The sequence below is a fragment of the uncultured Algibacter sp. genome (assembly GCF_947495925.1).
GTDB lineage: Bacteria > Bacteroidota > Bacteroidia > Flavobacteriales > Flavobacteriaceae > Algibacter_E.
Map to the genome: position 1 here is coordinate 70217 of NZ_CANMAU010000005.1, position 17463 is coordinate 87679.

Consider the following 17463-nt stretch of genomic DNA (forward strand, 5'->3'; position numbering starts at 1 on the left):
TATATCTGTATTTACGTACATTTGTATTAGCACTTATCCTGAAAAAACATGAAAAAACTATTACAATTATTGATAATCTTAAATTCTTTATATATAGTCTCTCAAGATCTAAATACTGATTTACTTATTCATTATACTTTCAATGGAGATTTAAATGATAGTAGTGGAAATGGTTTCAATGGAACTAATTTCGGAGCAACCTATACTGATGATAGGCATGGCAATGAAAACAGCGCAATTTATTTTGATGGGGTTAATGATTTTATTAGTATGCCTAATTTAGCTCAGTTAAAGCCAAATCTTCCAGTTTCGTTTTCTTTTTGGATTAAATACGATGATTATTCTTCTTTAAATTCAGATCTTTTTAATACATCATTTGAAGAAGATAAAAGTTCAGGGGTGTTTTTTACATTACAATCCTCAACCAATAACTACAGTCTTGCTTATGGTGATGGAGGTAACAATTATATAGCATCAACTAGAAGAACTTATAATTCAAATAGAGCCGCAGAAATAAATGAATGGACGCATCTTGTTCTTGTCGTAAATTCTGCATTGGATATGAAAATATATGTTAACTGTGTTGACTATGGAGGTACCACTTCAGGGTCTGGAGGCAATTTGTTTTATTCAACAACTGCTGGAAACCTTGGAAGGCATGATAGAAGTATTTCTGCACTAGCAAATTATTTTAAAGGGAGTTTAGATGATTTTAAATATTGGGGAAGAGCTCTAAGTTCTCAAGAAGTTTCAAATGAGTTATGTACATTATTAAGTATTAGAGATATTAAAGTTTCAAATGAAGAACCAAAAATATACCCTAACCCAACTTCAAATATTTTAAATATTAAAGAAGGAACACAAAAAATAGAAAAAATTTGTGTTTTTGATGCTTTTGGAAGACAGGTGTCAATCTCTAATTATCAAATGTCTATAGATATGTCTTCTCTATCTAATGGAGTCTACTTTGTTAAGACTTATTTCAATATTGGTTTTTATACCAAGAAAATTATATTAATAAAATAGTGAAAATCAGGAATAATTGTTGAGTTTAACTTAACTCGTAACTATTCAAAGCTTTTTAAATCATTCCACCAAATTATGCTTCCCTACTACACCGTTGCTTCAGATTAATAGAACTTTTACACTTATTGAACATAATTTTTTATTAAAATGTACTAATTGGAGCAGACAAAGTCGCAGTAAGTGCAATGTATATAGTTGTTGTTTCGAAAAAAAGGAAGATTTGGCGAAATTATAATTGTGTTCTTGGGATCTGTAACTTGACCTTATAACCATATTATAGAAACTTATGTATTTAATTCTACAGAATACAAGGTCATCGCGTCTTCGTGTAATACAGGCACATTTATAGGAGGTCTATCCATTCAAAACCAGTGTAATATGGGCTTTATTGATTTTTTTTGGACCAGATATGCCCTACCCGATGTTACTTCTTAAATGTTAAAATATGTTAATTTATTACTTTGTTATACATAGTACTGTAACAAAATATATTTATAGTCGTCTATCTTATATAACCGAAATATTTTAACCATAAAACAAAGATTATGAGAACTTTAAACAGCACTAAAAGCTATCAATGGAATAGCAAAAGACGCTTTAGATAAACAAAACCTTTCATCAATCAAAAAAACGATAATCATGAGAACTTTAAACAACAACCAAATTTCAGAAACTTTAAACAGCACTAAAAGCTATCAGTGGAATAGCAAAAGACGCTTTAGATAAACAAAACCTTTCATCAATCAATCAATCAATCAATCAATCAAGCCATGAACACAATCAAAACATTTCTATTCATCGTACTCATTAGTTTTAACAGTCCTGTTGAGGCGAAAACAACGCTTCCTCCAAATGACTTTACATCAGTTACCCAGCAAATTGAAACCTTGTTAAAAGCATCAGAAACCACAATTTATGAAGACATTGTAGTCGCCATAAAATTTAAAATAGATGACAACAATAAGATTACGGTAATCTCTAACGACTCCAATAGTGAAAGGCTTACAAGATTTATAAAAAAAAGATTAAATGAAAAAGAACTTTATATAGACCAAGACAACAATTACAGGTTTTATACTATTTCAATACAATTTCTTTCAACTATCTATTAATTAAAACATTTTTAAGAATATAAAAAGGGCGTTACAAGGCAAAGTTGTAACGCCTTTCTTCTATTTTATATCTAGATATGACTCTGTGTCTAACTTAAAATTCTCATCGCTGGGACCCAAGGGTATTTGACCAGGCAAATGAATATCTTTCAAGGGACTCCCTTTTTCAACATCGCCCTTATTATAAATAGAATTAATAAAGCCTGCCTTAATATAGCCTCCAAATTTAAAGGTTGTTTTGTTATCCCTGTTCTCAGTATCTTGAGCCAATAATATTGCCTCTAGGCAAAAGAAAAATAATGTACCTAAAGTATTTCTCATTTGATTATTTTACAAAGCAATTCTACTTCTAATACCATAAATAAAAATGAAATTTTGTTGCTCATTGAGCGCAGGATTTACAACGAATTGCACATCTGGGGTTATAGCAATTTTTTGAGACAATTGAAGACGATAAAACAACTCAAAGGTATGCTGATCTTCAGCAACCCCAAACGTAGTTTCATTAGTTTGGCCCCAACTGTATCCTAAACTTAATAAATGACCACCTGGCTTGGGTTGATAACCAACACCAACAGCTAAGGCTTTCTGTAAAAAGCTCCCGGCGTCTTCAGTATAGGCAAAACGTACAAACGGCAACCAAGTCTCATTAATATATTTAGTTCCTGAAAGTACAAATCCCCAACCATCCGGATCACCAGTAGCAGAGGTCTCATCTCTTTGCCAAAACGTAGCATGTATATTGTCTAAAACAATATAATCTTTAGCAGATGTGATACCAAATTCTAGATGTTTAAAGTATTCGTTTTTGTTAAAAAAAGTATCAAACCCTTCAAAAACATTTCCTGTATTGCCGTTTTGGTCGGCAATACCAGCAATGGCATAAATATTCTTGGTTATCCAACCACCAACACCTAAACCTAAATAGCCGTCGTTAGGCACATTAACAGCTGCTACACCGGTAGAAAAACTAAAATTCATAAAATGCATCCAAGGACTAGCAAGCGCGTAAACATCTAAGAAATCTGTAATATCTAAAAAGCCAACAACAATAGATAGCCTTCCATTTGCCAGCCGTTGTCGCCAATATAAATTTTGAGTTCTATAACCAGTATCGTTAAACGGAGCCCCTATTAAACCAGCATAACCCATATCTAAACCGAGACTTGATAACGGAATTGCGCTATATTTATGACGATGTTCTAATTTATAAATTAAAGCACCAGAATTACCGGATTCCTTACCAACGAGATCCCAAGACCCATAAAATCGAAATACGCCAGCACCGGCATCGCCCTCGCCTATTTTAGAATTTGTTCCAAAATAAGCACTATTGTAATCCAGCGCAAAGTTTAACCCCGTCTTATCTTTTAGGTTTTTCTTAAAATCAAAATAGGGATCAAGAAATGGAAATTCTAAAACGGGTTGTTTTGTTTTATTATCTATGGCCAATCGATTATCAACTTGATCTACACTACCCAATTTGGGAATAGAGTCATTTTCTTGTGCACTTAACTGTTTGGAAAAAATAAGTATGCTAACAATTAATAGAATTTTAATATTTCTCATTTTTAACATGTTACCCATTAATACTACAATAATTTACTAAGGTACTTTAATCACAGGGGCTATTGAAAAGAAAATCCCCCAATTTGGACCAATAACCTCAGGTTGCGTTAAAAAATATTGACCTTGAACATAGTTTACATATTGATTCGTGATATCTCCATTTGCCAACCATTACCGGTAGAAAACCAGTAATATTATTGTACTGTACCTAAATTAACTCATCCGTATTACTATTTGTCTGTTTTATTATCTGTGTTAAGATGTACTGGTAATTTACCCTGTTTATCTAAAACCCCACTCATTTTAAGGTTTGCTAATGACACCTCGTTATTATCTACAGTTACCCAAAGAAAATGATCAAAAGACAAGCCACGCTCCGGAAATTGTTTACCGCCCGTAGTTGCTAAATTAATATAATCCTGACCAAGGCGTTTGGTATGTTTATAAAGGTGGGTATGACCGTTAAAGACCGTATAATTTTTACCATTTAGCGCTTTTTCTATGGTATTAAAATTAGTAGACTTTGAGTTTTCCCAAATCGGTTTGTGCAATAATAAAAATGTCCAAGTAACGCTAGGGTTATCCTCTATAACACTTATAAAATAATCGGATTGCGACCGACTGATATCTCCCCATTTTTGTTCTGGTAAATTGGCATATTCTGTTTGTTTGTATGCTTCTACTCCCTTTGTCTTATAAACTATTATGGCTTCATTTCTAATGGCTTCAAGCTCATCATGTCGTGCAGCAATATGATCTTCCGTATCCAGGATAAGAAAGAGTGTGTTTTTGTAGATGAAGTGGTAAAAACTAGGTCCATAACGTTCCTTCCAGATGGCATGAGCCAAATTACCAGTTAAATCATGATTTCCTCCGGTATAAAAAATGGGTGCCCTAGCTTTTTTAGCTCTTTCATCAAATGAATCCCATTGTGCATTCCAAACCGTTGCATCTTTTTCTGCACCTTCTATTAAATCGCCTACATTAACAATGAATTCTGGACGCATTAAATTTATTTGGGAAACACCTGCTTCAAAAATATTTTCGCGCTCTCCCCCTGTAAGATCTGAAAAAACAGCAAAAGAGAATTTTTCTTCGGAAGCATCAAATGCAGTATGCGTCCATGGCTGAGTCTTAAGATTAGAATCTGTACTGAAATCCCCTTTATGCGATTTACATCCCAAAATGAGGATTAGCATGCCAATATTTAAAATATAAATGGTGTGTCTAAGAAACTTCAAATTCATTACTAATACCTGTTTTTTGAACGTTTATTTTAAATTATTTTTATAAACCTTACCGCCTTTAATAACAAGTTTTAAATCATCATCCGATTTTAAAGCCGACACATCTTTTGTTGGATCATCTTTCCAAATGTTCAAATCTGCCCAAGCTCCAACTTCCACTACACCTAATTTAGCAGCTTTGTAAGGGTCTCTTCCTGGACCGCTCATTTGTAAAATTTTTGTGCAGTTGCTTGTCGCCATTTTTAAGATTTCTAAATCTGTATAGCCCGTATTTGGAACTTCTTTAGCCGAAATAATATTCGTTCTGGCAAACCGCACTTCATCTCCAAACATATCAGAACCAAGCACTACGGTTACACCATATTTCCTCATTAATGGGGGCACTATTACGGCCCCTTTGTTTACTGCAGCTCCTTTCTCTCTCATATCAGGGGTAAACCAATCAGGAAAACCACCTGCAAATAATGTATAACTTCCGTAAGGTTGCCAAGACCAAAAAACACCTTCGGTTTCAGACATTCTTTTAACAGTTGGCTCTGTGATTAAAAATCCATGTTCAAAAGACTTTACGCCTGCATCTAATGCCATGTTGTATGAACGATCATGATAAGAATGCACAGCAACATAAGACTCATAGGCATTAGCAACTTCTACAATGGCCTTTAATTCATCCATATTCATTTGAGTCATATTCAAAGGGTCAAAAGTAGAAGCGACTCCCCCGCCGGCCATCACTTTAATAAAGTTTGCTCCATTTCTAAAGTTCCATCTTGCTGCTTTTATAACTTCTGGCACGCCATCTACCACGTGAGTATTCGCAGTCATGGTTTGATAATTTCCTTCACCTGGCATTTCATTAGTAGGTCCCCAATCTCCATGGCCTCCAGTTTGAGATATGACTGGTCCAGCAGAATAGACTCTTGGCCCATCTAATTTTCCTTCAAGAATAAGTCTAGAAATTGACAAGGAATTACCGCCTATATCTCTAACCGTAGTATACCCTTGTTGAATAAGTCGTTCAGCCATTTTAATTGCTCTTGCCCCTTGTCCATAGGCATCATATTCGTAGGTGCCTTCTGTAGTGCCTCCCCATAACATTAAATGTTGGTGCATATCTATTAAACCAGGTATTAAAGTACCGCCTTGTCCGTCTATAACTTTAGCTCCTTTGGGCGCTTTGATATTGGCCTTTATCTCCTTAAACTTATCACCTTCAATTAGAACATCTGCCTTAATTGTATTGTCTGAGGTGCCGTCCCAAACATTAACATTAGTTATTAGAATAATTGTTTTCTCCTGTTCTTGTGCTAAAATCGTACATGATATACCTATTAGAAAAAAAATATAGAATAGTGATTTTGATAAAATTTTCATTGGTTATAGTTTTAATTAATCTTTAAATAGTATTGCTTAAAAGGTGTATTAATTGCTCCATTGGTTATGTTTTTCCTTTAAAACTAAAAACATATTAACCTTTTCATGTTTGCAATTTCAGGTTCAAAGTATCGAAGTTAACAAAAAAAAAAAATTAAAACTCTAATCCTTAAGGTGTAAATAAGATGTGTTTTTAGAACATCAATTCCGACGTGCTAAAAATTATTGTTTCGTTAATAAGAGTGGTTTATCCATTTTACAGCTATAATGTAGTATTATGTAAAACATCCCAGAAGCATTCGTATTCATAAGAATAATTGGAACTTGGATCATTAAACTAATAAGCGGTTTGCTTCGCAGCGTTTAAAAACATTTGTATCTATAATTAACCATTATATAAAATTGCCGCTGCCTTTGCGCTCGATTGTTTTATAAAATCAAATTGCTCTGGCAATTTATTTTACACACAAATGCGAAGCATTCATGAGCTCATTTGTTTAAAATAGAAATTTTGCGAATAACTTCCATCGCTTGCCAACGCCAAAATAAAGCTAACCTTTTTGCTCTTATTAAAAATCGCGTATTCGATAAAATTGTACGTAATAAAATATTTTAGACGATTCTCGTGGATTGCCACAAGAGTATAAAATTTTCCCTTGCTCAAATCCTAGCTTAAAAATTTCTATACACTTATTAACTGTAGAATTTCAATTAATCTTTTTTTTTAATGATTCATTATTAGGTATTTTAAAAATTGATACTTAATCAATTCTTTAAAATAATGTCTTGAAACAAAAGAAACAAAAATTCAAGGCAGCATATAATTTTGGAAACAATTAACGGTTCATTCGCTATATTTTAGACTATTTAGCGTTAAAAAAATGTACCCAAGGTGCATTTTTAGTTAAATACGATTTGAAGTAGCCATTTAGTTAAATGTTGTATTTGTATAGCCTAAAATATGTACACTCCACTCTCCTATTGTTTTTACTTGTTTTATTTCATTGTCGGCAAATCTTATTGAAATTGCATTTCATTTTGAAATTAAAAATAACCTGTTTAACTGGTATTGCGCTTTAAAAGCTAATTACACCAAGTGTTTAAGTTTTGGTAATCAGATAGAGATACAGTCGGAATGTTTTGGCCATTTTCAATTTTAATGCATGTTAATTCTGGGTTTCGATCTACACGTAAATCAATTAATTGGGCATTATTGCTTACATCAAGACTGGTGAGTAAATTGCTGGAACTATATAAATGAGTTAAACTTGCATTTTGGTCTAGTTTAACGCTTTCAAGTTTATTACCAGAAATCACCAAAGTCTCTAATTGGGTATTTAAACTAAAGTCTGCTGCCGAAAGCTGATTAATTATTATAAACAGATTCTTTAAATTTGGAGCACCCTTTGTGTCTATTGATTTTAATAAATTATGACTTATGTATAGTATTTGAATAGATTCATTTTTAATACTAATCTCTTCAAAATTATTAAAGGATAAATTAACATGATGCAATGTGTTTAATTTTGAAAGCCCTAGAATGGAATTAAGTTCGTTTGATTGTGCATCCAATAAAATTAGATTTGAATTATGACTCACATCCAAACTGGTAAGCTGGTTTCCATTAAGGTATAGGGTGTCTAACTTAGTATTAAAGCTTAAATCAATAGTTTTAATGTTCTGACCGGCGGCAGACAAAAAACTTATATTATAAAACCCTTCAATTCCAGTTAAATCGGCAATTTCACCAAAATGAGTAGACAGGTTTAAATCTAATTTGTTGACTTTTTTGGCGTCCGATTTTAACATGAGTTTATTTACTATGCCATCGGAGTCTATACCTTGTTCGATTAAAATGGTTTCAAAATGACTATCTGGGATATCTAGATATATATCGTTTAAAGTATCACCATTATCAGTACTGCAAGAGAGAGTTAAAAAAGAAGTTAAGATGACGATTGTTGCGGTCTTTATGTTCTTCATTATATATTTTAAGTTGTTGGATTATAGTTTTAGTAGGCCTGAGTTTTTATTCTTTTCTTATGTTGATTTACTGTAGATTACAGGCATCTGCCCTTTCCACTTCCTCCATATAATATCATCCATGATTAGACTAGCCATAAAGTGACCAACATTAATACGACTTATTTGACCAGCATTAAAAATGGCACTTCTTATTGGTGAAGGATGAATCTCATATGGGCTTACTATGACCTCATTAATCAAGTCATCTGGTCTTACAGCCACCCATTCAATGGCATCATTATTTTGCCCAACCTCCGTTCTTAAATAATCTGCAGCTTTCTCATTATCAACATGCGGTGGTAATAGCAAACGAAGCAGACCAATTACACATTTTTGAGCAAAAGAAATAGGCTCTTTTAAATCGCGATTACGGTTTCCTGTTGTATTCATTAAAACAAACTTAGTTTTATCTTTACTATTGTTTGCCATTATGGCATTGCACAGCCTACTTGTTGCATCTGTAACTAATCGTCGTGGTTTACCATAGATGCCTTTAAAAGTTAAGTTATGTCCAAGGCATGACGCTACGGCATCACAGTTGCTAACAATACTGCGCATTTCTGCATCACTTAAATCTAAAATGCTTGCAGTTATAATTTGTAAATCATCATTAGTTTTCCATGAATCTGGCAACTTTTCTGACGTTCTTACAATGACTTTTACTTTCTGATTTTGAATTAGAAGTTGCTCTACTAATTGACTACCTGTGGCACCACTTGCACCTACTACTAAAATGGTCATATTATTTTCTGATTGATTGATGTAATTATAATTTCTCTTTTCTTGCTTTCCTCCAAAATACAAGGGAGAAAAGACTAGCGATTATTGGAATCATCAAGCCATATTCATCCATCCAAAAAGCACTAACTTCATTTGTTGTTGTTACCGGCGTAAATATTTTTTGAATGAAAATGTTATGTACTGAATGAAAAAGCGCTGCTGGCCACAAACTATTGGATTTAAAGGTATAATAGGTCATGATAACAGAAATAGCCATAATCATTAAGGTAAATGCTGATATATGAAAGAAAAGTGCTCCACTTCCATTATAAATTAACCAAATTATTGGCCAATGCCAGACCGACCAAATGAATCCGCTAAGCAAGGATGTACCTTCAAAGGATAACACTTTTCGAAGTTCAAAAACAAAAAAACCACGCCACCCTATCTCCTCTCCCAAAGTAGCTCCCATATTTTTAACCACTCCAACAATAGCTAACAGTAAAATCATAACTGAGACTACCATGGATGTACTAAATCCTGACATTCCTAATTCCGCTGACCAAGCTGCGATTGTATTTTTATTACCAAGATCTCCGAAGCCAAAAACCCAAATTAATATATAGGACATGGTAACGTAGCATGCTGGCAGTATATAAGAAAGACTTAAATATTTAATATTTTTTAAACGCCATGGTAAACTTGAAATGGAACGCTTTGTAAGTTTTAAAGTAATAAACGATGCTATAGCAGGACATAACATTAAAGCACCAATATAAATACTCGTTGGATTTAGTTTCAATATGGCATAGTAGCAAATGCTGCTAAGTACTATAAGAATGGCTAAAAACAGGAGAATTGCTTGCCAGGTTTTATGCTTCGTTTTGGTTGAGTCAGTCATGGTTTCCTAATTGCCTTTACGACGAGAGTTTGTGAAAGTTGTTACACTACGCTATAAATATTTTATAAACCCTTTGCTTTACGTAAGATTTTAACAACTCGAGTATGTGTTATTTCTAGTAAGTTCCATTGGTAACCTTCAAAATCGGTGGTATTCATAAATTGAATAACAACAGCATCAATGTCTTTATGATATTCTGCCATACATTGATAACCTGGTGCTAAGCCTCCATGATTAAATTCGTAAATAGACGCATAAATTTCCATTTCCTTTTCATTAAGTAATGAACCATCATTTAAGGCCCTTAAAAAAATACCAACATCTTCTGCTGTAGCTATCATCATTCCGTTATTTTCATTTTTGAAATCCTTATCAATTCCAACATAATAACCACTCATAACATCGTCTAAGTTGACCTCATCAATGGAGCCAAAAGTATTTTTCAGCCCGAGAGGTCTTAAAATTTCTTTTTTGAAATAGTCTTGACGACTACCTCCGGTAACTTGTTCAATGATTCTTGATAGCAATAAATAATTTGTATTGGAATAGCTATAATCTGCGTTTGGCTCAAAACGGGCAGGCAAGTCAAGTGCATATTGAAGCACATCTATATTTGTGTTTGGTTGGTTTTTCCAAAAATCAGGATTGTCTGTGAAATTGGGTATACCACTTCTGTGTTGAACCATCATTCTCAAAGTGATTTTATCAGCATTTTCAATTCTTTCTACGAATTCTGGAAAGTAATCGGCTACTGTTTTATCCAAAGACAAATGATTGGCATTAGCCAATTTAGTTATTGAAACAGCAACATATAGCTTGCTAATACTAGCAATTTTGAACAATGCATTAGGATGGGCGGGTATTTTAAGTTCTCGGTTATGATACCCTGCTGAATAAAACGCTGGCGGTTTTCCAGCTTCATCTACATAAATTATAACACCATCAAAACCATAACTTAAAGTTTGCTCTACTTGCTCTTCAACCGTATCTGGTAAAGGTAATATCCAAGATTTCACCAAAATCCATGGCACAAACCATAATGAGATGAATGTACCAACAAGTAAAACAATTCTAAAAATCTGTTTTCCTTTACTGGTTTTTGGTTTGGCACTTTCCATAACTCTATACTGTTCTTTTTAATTTATAGGACAAATGTATTTTGGATTCAACTATAAATAAATTGTAGATTACTGAACTGTAAGATATTGAAGATGAATTGAATTTTATGTGCTGAACTTATTATTTATTTTATTACACTAAACTTCATTACCCTATCTCTGGATCGAATCTGATGTTACATCTATCAATATGCCTTTTAAAAGTAAATATAAATTGAGTACTACTATTTCATTCCACTCATTTTATGCTTTTCTCGTACGTTGTCAAATAAATAGTGGCCCGTATTATCGTAGAAGAAACTATTTGAATAAAATTTTTCAAGAAAATATATCGTGCCAAAGCGCAAACTGGCTCATTCACTAAAAAAGTTCGCAGGACTATTTCTAAAGACTCTACCCTGCCTTTAATCCAAATCGAGGAACGAGATTCACAAATACTTACTTATTAAAACAACAAACAATGAGTAAAAGCTCAAGTTACATAACGCAGAACATTATAGTACATTTTCAATTTTTGATAGCCCAGTGGATGATTAAATTTAAAAAAAAAAAAAATTCATTCAAAGTAATATGTCTTAAATCACAATTTGTTCTATAAATGCGACTTCTGGGGTCATTGATATTTTGTTTTTTTTATCTTTCTCTATCAATCAGCTTAAAAATTTAGCTTACGTTTTCTTCCTGTAATTTGCCATGTATCAATAAACTTATTATTTAAAATTACTGAAACTTCATCATGTAAGTTTATAGTTGGGCATATATGATACGGAAGCCCATAAATAATATCTCCAATATTAATATGTTCCCAACCTTTTACTTTTAGAACACCATGCTCCTCACTTTGGGAAATTAGTTGACTATTATCTAGGTTTAAAAATATAATTCTTTGGTGAATCGGGTTTTCAGAACTTACAGATTTATGTCCAAGATCAATTGTTACAATGCCTTCTTTAGGCTTAGAAATAACTCTACTAACTAGTAATGCAGCATATTTGAATTCCTGCTCAACTAATTTTTCACTGTACCCCCAATCCCAAAGTACACAAGTTCCGGGACTCAAAATTCGATGTTCACTAAGTAAATGTGATGTAAATGATGGGGTGCCTCCACATATTAAGTTTATACTAAAATACTGTTTCTTAAGTGTTTCAAATAAAGTTTTTATGGGCTTTAATTCACTTTCAATTTTACTATTTCTATTTTCAAAGTCTCTGTCTCTTAAATGACCATCATATATATGAAATCCGTTAAAACTAAGTGAATCATATTTAGGAATTTCTTTAATTACGTTATCTAAATCAGAACCTAACATAATTCCTGAGCGGTTCATGCCACTATTGATGTCAATATAGAAACCAACATTAAGCTCAGATGCTTTGGCTATCGAGTTAAGTTTTTCAAGTGAAACAATAGTATCAATTATTGTAAAAAAAGAAGTCTGCGGAAAACATTTAGATAAAGTGCAAAATCGCTTTATTTTTGGTCCAACCAATTGATGTGCGATTAAAACACACTCTGCTCCAGAGCTCGCAGCTATTTCAGCTTCAGCTATAGTCGAGGCCTTAAACTTTTTGATTCCCAAGCCAACCATTATTTTTATGACCTCGGGCATTTTATGAGTTTTTACGTGGGGCATCAGTAAAGCCGTATTACCTTTTACCATAGAAATCATTTTGTTAAGATTGTATTCTAAACGATCTTTATAAAGTACTATGGAAGGAGAATCAATTACATCAATATTATCTATGCCATACCAAGTTTTCATCTGTTTAAATTTATAGTTTAATAGGTCAGATGCGATGTACCACTTAACATTTTGGTGGGTATTCACATCTATTATTATGACTCATTTCATATACTACCTAAATTTACTTTTTAAAATGTCCATTAAATATAAATAAAGGCTGTTTTTCAGATGGTTTACTAATATTGGGGCTCCCATAATACATGGTTTTTCCTGTAACAGTGTCATTATCAAATAACAACTCTGTGTATAGTATACCATGGGGATGCAATAAGGCGTATGTATAATCTCTTCCCATATATTTAAGCTGGTAACTTACCTCCTCTTCAGTGCCGGCATTTAAAATAAAGCGATTATTCCCATCATCTAAAATTAGATCCCCTTTCTTTAAAATGGGGGTTCCGTTTCCATTTACGGTTACATTTAGTTTGGCAGATCCTTTAGGCTGAGGCCTAGGTGATGATTGCGTTAAAAAAGGCAATGCAAGCATATGAGCCGTTTCCTCTATTCGCCCCACGCCATAAGCGTTGAACATTATGGCAATCGACAACTTATCTTTTGGAAAAAGGCTTATAACAGTGCGCGTGCCTTCCATTGAACCCGCATGTTCATGTACTTCACGATTATCTATATCCCAATTTTGTCGCCATCCAACTCCAACGCCCGTTTCTTTTCCTGAGTTTAACGTTTGGGTCTGAAACATTGTATCTACTATATCTTTTCTTATGAATCCATTTGTGTATCCATTTGCCATTTTAACTAGGTCTGACGGTGTAGAAACCAGTCCTCCCCCCGCCCACTTATAACTTGGGTCTTCTGGAGACGTAATTTTCACATAACCGGAGCTTTTTTGAAACCCATAAAGTTGTGTCATATCTGCAGAAGGATTACTAATTATATGCGGTCCTGTAGAATTCATAGATAATGGCTTGCATAAATTTTCATTAACCAAATCAAGAAAGCTTTTATTCGAAGCTTTTTCTAAGACACGTGATAGTAAGGTATAACCATGAGTACTATACTTATACTGCACTCCCGGTTCATGCAAAAGTTGAATATGAGAAAACACATCCATAGCATCTTCAACACTACTATAGTAACGTTTTTCGCGCTTATCTTGATAAGAATAATGGGGTACACCTGATAAGTGCCCAGATAATTGTTTTATTGTTATAGGGTGTGCTTTTTGAGAATATTCTGGAATATATGGATGAATATGATCATTTAAACTTAATTTTTTGTCTTCAATTAATTTAGCTAATAGGGTCACCGTAATAATTTTAGATACAGAAGCAGCTCTAAATTGTGTTTTTGAAGTAACCTTTTCCTTTTTTTCAACATTTGAAAAACCAAAACCCTCAGCAAATGTTATACTGTCATTTATTCCAATAGCTACCGACATTCCTGGAGGTGTACTTGGTAATTCCATATAAGCTTCTATTAGATCTTTGACTAGTGCTTTAGATGCTAAATTATCATCTGTTTGCTTTAGCGCTTTTTGTGATGCACAATTGCAAAAAAATATCAGAGAGCATAATATAAGATAGTGTTGCAACAAGAGAATCCTTGAGTTTATAATTTTCATAATCTTATTATTTAATTATCTTTACATAAAGATATATGAAGCAATAATACAAAATATCTTTACATAAAGATACTTTATGCCGTTTTTTTATCCAAAAAATTTAATATAATGAGTAAAAACAAAGATTTACTAGATAGTCTAGTCAGTGATTGGAAAAAAGAAAGACCAGATTTAGATGCTTCAGCAATGCTAGTTATAGGTCGAATTTTAAAGCTGAGCAAAATTTTAGAAAAAAGTACCAATAAAGCCTTAAGTTCTAACAATATATATTACACAGACTTAGATGTACTAGCAACTTTAAGACGATCTGGGAAGCCTTATGAGCTAACACCTAAACAATTAATGCAATCAGTTTTAATTACATCTGGAGCTATGACGGCTCTTTTAGATAGATTACTAAAATTGGAATTGATTTATCGTTCTCCAGACCCTCTAGATGGCCGTATAAAACGTGCTGGTTTAACTAAAAAAGGAATTAACGTAATTGATGTCGCAATTGAAACTAGATTTAAAAATGCTGATGAATCTGTAAAAATATTTACAAAAGCTGAAAAGCTACAACTATCCAATTTATTGAAAAAAATGATATTGCATTTTGACAATGAGTAATTTAATTAGGTTGTTATCCAATTTAAAGTTTCTTTTTTTGGCTTATATGAATTGTATTATAACCCATTCCACACACACATTACAGATCCTTCCTATGTACCTGAGTCATAAAAATTTTTAAATACTTGATTCTTGTGGAAAAAAAGCCCATTTTTTAATGGACTTTTTTTGAATTCTATCTAGTATTAATTTCCTGGTTTTATAAACATTTGTTCTATTATTTTATCTATCGTAAAACTGCCAATAGGTTGACGTTGTGGAAATTATTTAAAAGTAGTTAAAAAATCGCTTACAAAGGCTTGAATGGGTACCATAACATACATCATATGCCTGACCATTGTTCATGACCACCATTAGAATCAGTACGTTCTCCAGGGTCAACACCAAGATCGAACAGTAAAGGAGATCTAAGTTTCTCAAATGGTTTTTGCCATACGTCTATACCTTTATTGTCATTAATAGCAAAGTGTTGCTTGTACTTACCATATCTAACAGCGGCTAAATCACCATCATCACTAAAATATATGAATTCTTTTCTAGGAGATTCATCTACCATACCTTTTATGAAAGGTAATTGGTTATACCCATCTAAATGATTTTTATAAAAATCTCAATCAACATTAGCTCCTTTTTTTAAGTGTTCTTTCACATTATCATCACCAGCTGCGGCAAGTAAAGTAGGCAACCAATCTTCAGATGAAAATATACCATTAATAATTTTGCCACTAGGGATTCCATTTGGCCACCTTCAAAACAAGTTCCTTTCTCTCCTCTAAAAGGCGTAGAACCTCCATCAGGCCATGCTACATATTGTACACCATTATCAGTAGTATACACAACAATAGTGTTATCTACTATGTTGTTTTTATCTAAATAATCTAATACTTGACCAATAACAACATCATGATGTGTCATGCCATCTGCATAAACACCAAGACCAAGTTTTGTTTTACCATCATATTCTGGTGAAAGATGTGTGTAATTATGCATTCTGGTGGTGTTAAACCAAGTAAAAAATGGTTTATCCTCTTTTAAAGCTTTATCCATAAATGTAATCGCATGTTCTAAAGTTTCTTCATCAAATGTTTCCATTCGCTTTTTAGTAAGCGGTCCTTCATCTTCAATTTTTTGAGTTTCTTTTCCCGTTGCACAGGTATGTAAAACATTTCTAGGACCAAACTTTTTTCTAAAAGCAGGATCCTTAGGGTAATTTGGTTCTTCTGGCTCTTCCATAGCATTTAAATGATATAAAATGCCGAAAAACTCATCAAATCCATGTACTGTAGGTAGACGTTTATCTAAATCGCCTAAATGATTCTTACCAAACTGACCTGTTTTATAGCCTTTGTCTTTTAGTAAACTAGCTAATGTCACATCCTTTTTATTTAACCCCTGTTCACTTCCAGGTAATCCTACTTTTAGAAGTCCTATTCTGTAAGGAGATGTCCAGTGATAATAGCTACTCTACCTGCGGTACAAGTAGCTTGTGCGTATCCATCGGTAAACATAACCCCTTCTTTACCAATTCTATCAATATTTGGTGTTTTAAAACCAAGCATGCCTTGGTTGTACATACTTATATTGGACCAGCCCACGTCGTCTGACAGTATAAAAATAATATTAGGTTTTTGTTGACTATAACTAAAAATGTAAGATAGCGTAGCAGTAAATAGAAGCAGTATTTTTTTTCATCCTTTATAAAGTCTAGGTAAAAATAAAAGTTTAATTCTCATTTAACAAGTGTTTACTTAAAGCTAAAGAATGAAGAATGTTTAAGTTGTAATGTTTTAAAAACAGTCATTTATCCGTTTAAATATTCATTTCGTTTAAATTTAATTCCTTTTCTAACAAGATACGCATGATATGCACTTGGGATGTCATGCGTCCATTTGGGTAGAATTAGGATAATTAGAACAACATCTATGTAAGATATAAAACCTAGAATAACTGCAATAGCAAAAGGAATTCCTGCATGGCTAAAGCCGATTAATGATGTGAATGCTACTAACAATGATATGGCCCAAAGTTTAGAAAGAAATGCATGTGTACAGGTTTCTTTCTTGAATTTTATGAAACTAATCGTATAACACATTATTTCCATGCTTATAATAACCAGAATGGCGAAACCATTGTCATAAATTAGTTCCGGATATAATAACCACGTTGCGAAACCCATAGATAGCCAAAACACCATATCGGTTTGGCTATCCATGCGTCTTAATTTTTCTGAAGATATATTTTGTTTTCTGGCAATAATACCGTCTAAAATATCTGATAGTAACCCCAAATACATCAGAATAAGAATAGTTAATTTAGAATCTTTCCCAATAAAATAGGCGAACGCTAAAATAATTGGCACGAGCATTAAACGAAATATTATTAATGCAATTGGTATACTCATGGGCCGCTTAGAATTAAACTTTTTAATATAGA

17 protein-coding genes are annotated in these 17463 nt (G+C 33.0%); 3 read left to right on the top strand and 14 right to left on the bottom strand.

Features of this window, described 5'->3' with window-relative positions; translation table 11 throughout:
* Positions 1–48 precede the first annotated feature (48 nt).
* Positions 49–1026: a LamG-like jellyroll fold domain-containing protein gene (locus tag Q0857_RS11430; protein ID WP_298535274.1), complete on the top strand. Its 978-nt coding sequence runs from the start codon at positions 49–51 to the stop codon at positions 1024–1026.
* Between the two features lie 770 nt (positions 1027–1796).
* The gene (locus Q0857_RS11435) at positions 1797–2138 is read left to right on the top strand and encodes a hypothetical protein (protein WP_298535277.1); all 342 of its coding nucleotides are present in this window, start codon (positions 1797–1799) and stop codon (positions 2136–2138) included.
* 60 nt (positions 2139–2198) lie between these two features.
* Here the strand turns inward: Q0857_RS11435 and Q0857_RS11440 are convergent, their stop codons facing one another.
* The 10 genes from Q0857_RS11440 to Q0857_RS11485 form a co-directional block, all read right to left on the bottom strand.
* Positions 2199–2459, bottom strand: coding sequence for a hypothetical protein (locus tag Q0857_RS11440; protein WP_298535280.1), 261 nt, complete (start codon positions 2457–2459; stop codon positions 2199–2201).
* 9 nt (positions 2460–2468) lie between these two features.
* A complete protein-coding gene (locus Q0857_RS11445; protein WP_298535283.1) occupies positions 2469–3707 on the bottom strand; it encodes a carbohydrate porin in 1239 nt (412 codons plus the stop codon).
* Positions 3708–3937: 230 nt separating this feature from the next.
* On the bottom strand, positions 3938–4954 hold the full coding sequence (locus Q0857_RS11450) for a metallophosphoesterase (protein ID WP_298535286.1): 1017 nt from the start codon (positions 4952–4954) through the stop codon (positions 3938–3940).
* Positions 4955–4978: 24 nt separating this feature from the next.
* A complete protein-coding gene (locus Q0857_RS11455) occupies positions 4979–6328 on the bottom strand; it encodes an amidohydrolase family protein (protein ID WP_298535289.1) in 1350 nt (449 codons plus the stop codon).
* 1083 nt (positions 6329–7411) lie between these two features.
* A complete protein-coding gene (locus Q0857_RS11460; RefSeq protein WP_298535292.1) occupies positions 7412–8311 on the bottom strand; it encodes a hypothetical protein in 900 nt (299 codons plus the stop codon).
* Between the two features lie 57 nt (positions 8312–8368).
* Positions 8369–9094 (bottom strand): NAD(P)-dependent oxidoreductase, encoded by a 726-nt coding sequence (locus Q0857_RS11465; RefSeq protein WP_298535294.1) that lies wholly within the window; start codon positions 9092–9094, stop codon positions 8369–8371.
* Between the two features lie 25 nt (positions 9095–9119).
* Positions 9120–9974 carry a CPBP family intramembrane glutamic endopeptidase gene (locus Q0857_RS11470; RefSeq protein ID WP_298535297.1) on the bottom strand — a complete coding sequence of 285 codons (855 nt, stop codon included), beginning with the start codon at positions 9972–9974 and terminating at the stop codon, positions 9120–9122.
* 62 nt (positions 9975–10036) lie between these two features.
* A complete protein-coding gene (locus tag Q0857_RS11475; RefSeq protein WP_298535301.1) occupies positions 10037–11092 on the bottom strand; it encodes a serine hydrolase in 1056 nt (351 codons plus the stop codon).
* A gap of 655 nt (positions 11093–11747) precedes the next feature.
* Positions 11748–12857: a D-TA family PLP-dependent enzyme gene (locus tag Q0857_RS11480; RefSeq protein WP_298535303.1), complete on the bottom strand. Its 1110-nt coding sequence runs from the start codon at positions 12855–12857 to the stop codon at positions 11748–11750.
* Positions 12858–12960: 103 nt separating this feature from the next.
* Positions 12961–14421, bottom strand: coding sequence for a serine hydrolase (locus Q0857_RS11485; RefSeq protein WP_298535304.1), 1461 nt, complete (start codon positions 14419–14421; stop codon positions 12961–12963).
* Positions 14422–14529: 108 nt separating this feature from the next.
* Between Q0857_RS11485 and Q0857_RS11490 the strand changes: the two genes are divergently transcribed.
* Positions 14530–15030, top strand: coding sequence for a MarR family transcriptional regulator (locus Q0857_RS11490; protein WP_298535306.1), 501 nt, complete (start codon positions 14530–14532; stop codon positions 15028–15030).
* 322 nt (positions 15031–15352) lie between these two features.
* On the opposite strand, the gene Q0857_RS11495 is transcribed toward Q0857_RS11490, so the two are convergent.
* From Q0857_RS11495 to Q0857_RS11510, 4 genes are all read right to left on the bottom strand, one after another.
* A complete protein-coding gene (locus Q0857_RS11495; protein WP_298535308.1) occupies positions 15353–15586 on the bottom strand; it encodes a hypothetical protein in 234 nt (77 codons plus the stop codon).
* A gap of 89 nt (positions 15587–15675) precedes the next feature.
* Positions 15676–16404 (bottom strand): sulfatase-like hydrolase/transferase, encoded by a 729-nt coding sequence (locus Q0857_RS11500; protein WP_367278095.1) that lies wholly within the window; start codon positions 16402–16404, stop codon positions 15676–15678.
* 53 nt (positions 16405–16457) lie between these two features.
* Positions 16458–16712: a sulfatase-like hydrolase/transferase gene (locus Q0857_RS11505; protein ID WP_367278097.1), complete on the bottom strand. Its 255-nt coding sequence runs from the start codon at positions 16710–16712 to the stop codon at positions 16458–16460.
* A 119-nt stretch (positions 16713–16831) separates the two neighbouring features.
* Entirely contained in the window at positions 16832–17431 is a 600-nt protein-coding gene (locus tag Q0857_RS11510; RefSeq protein WP_298535311.1) for a CDP-alcohol phosphatidyltransferase family protein, read from the bottom strand.
* Positions 17432–17463 lie beyond the last annotated feature (32 nt).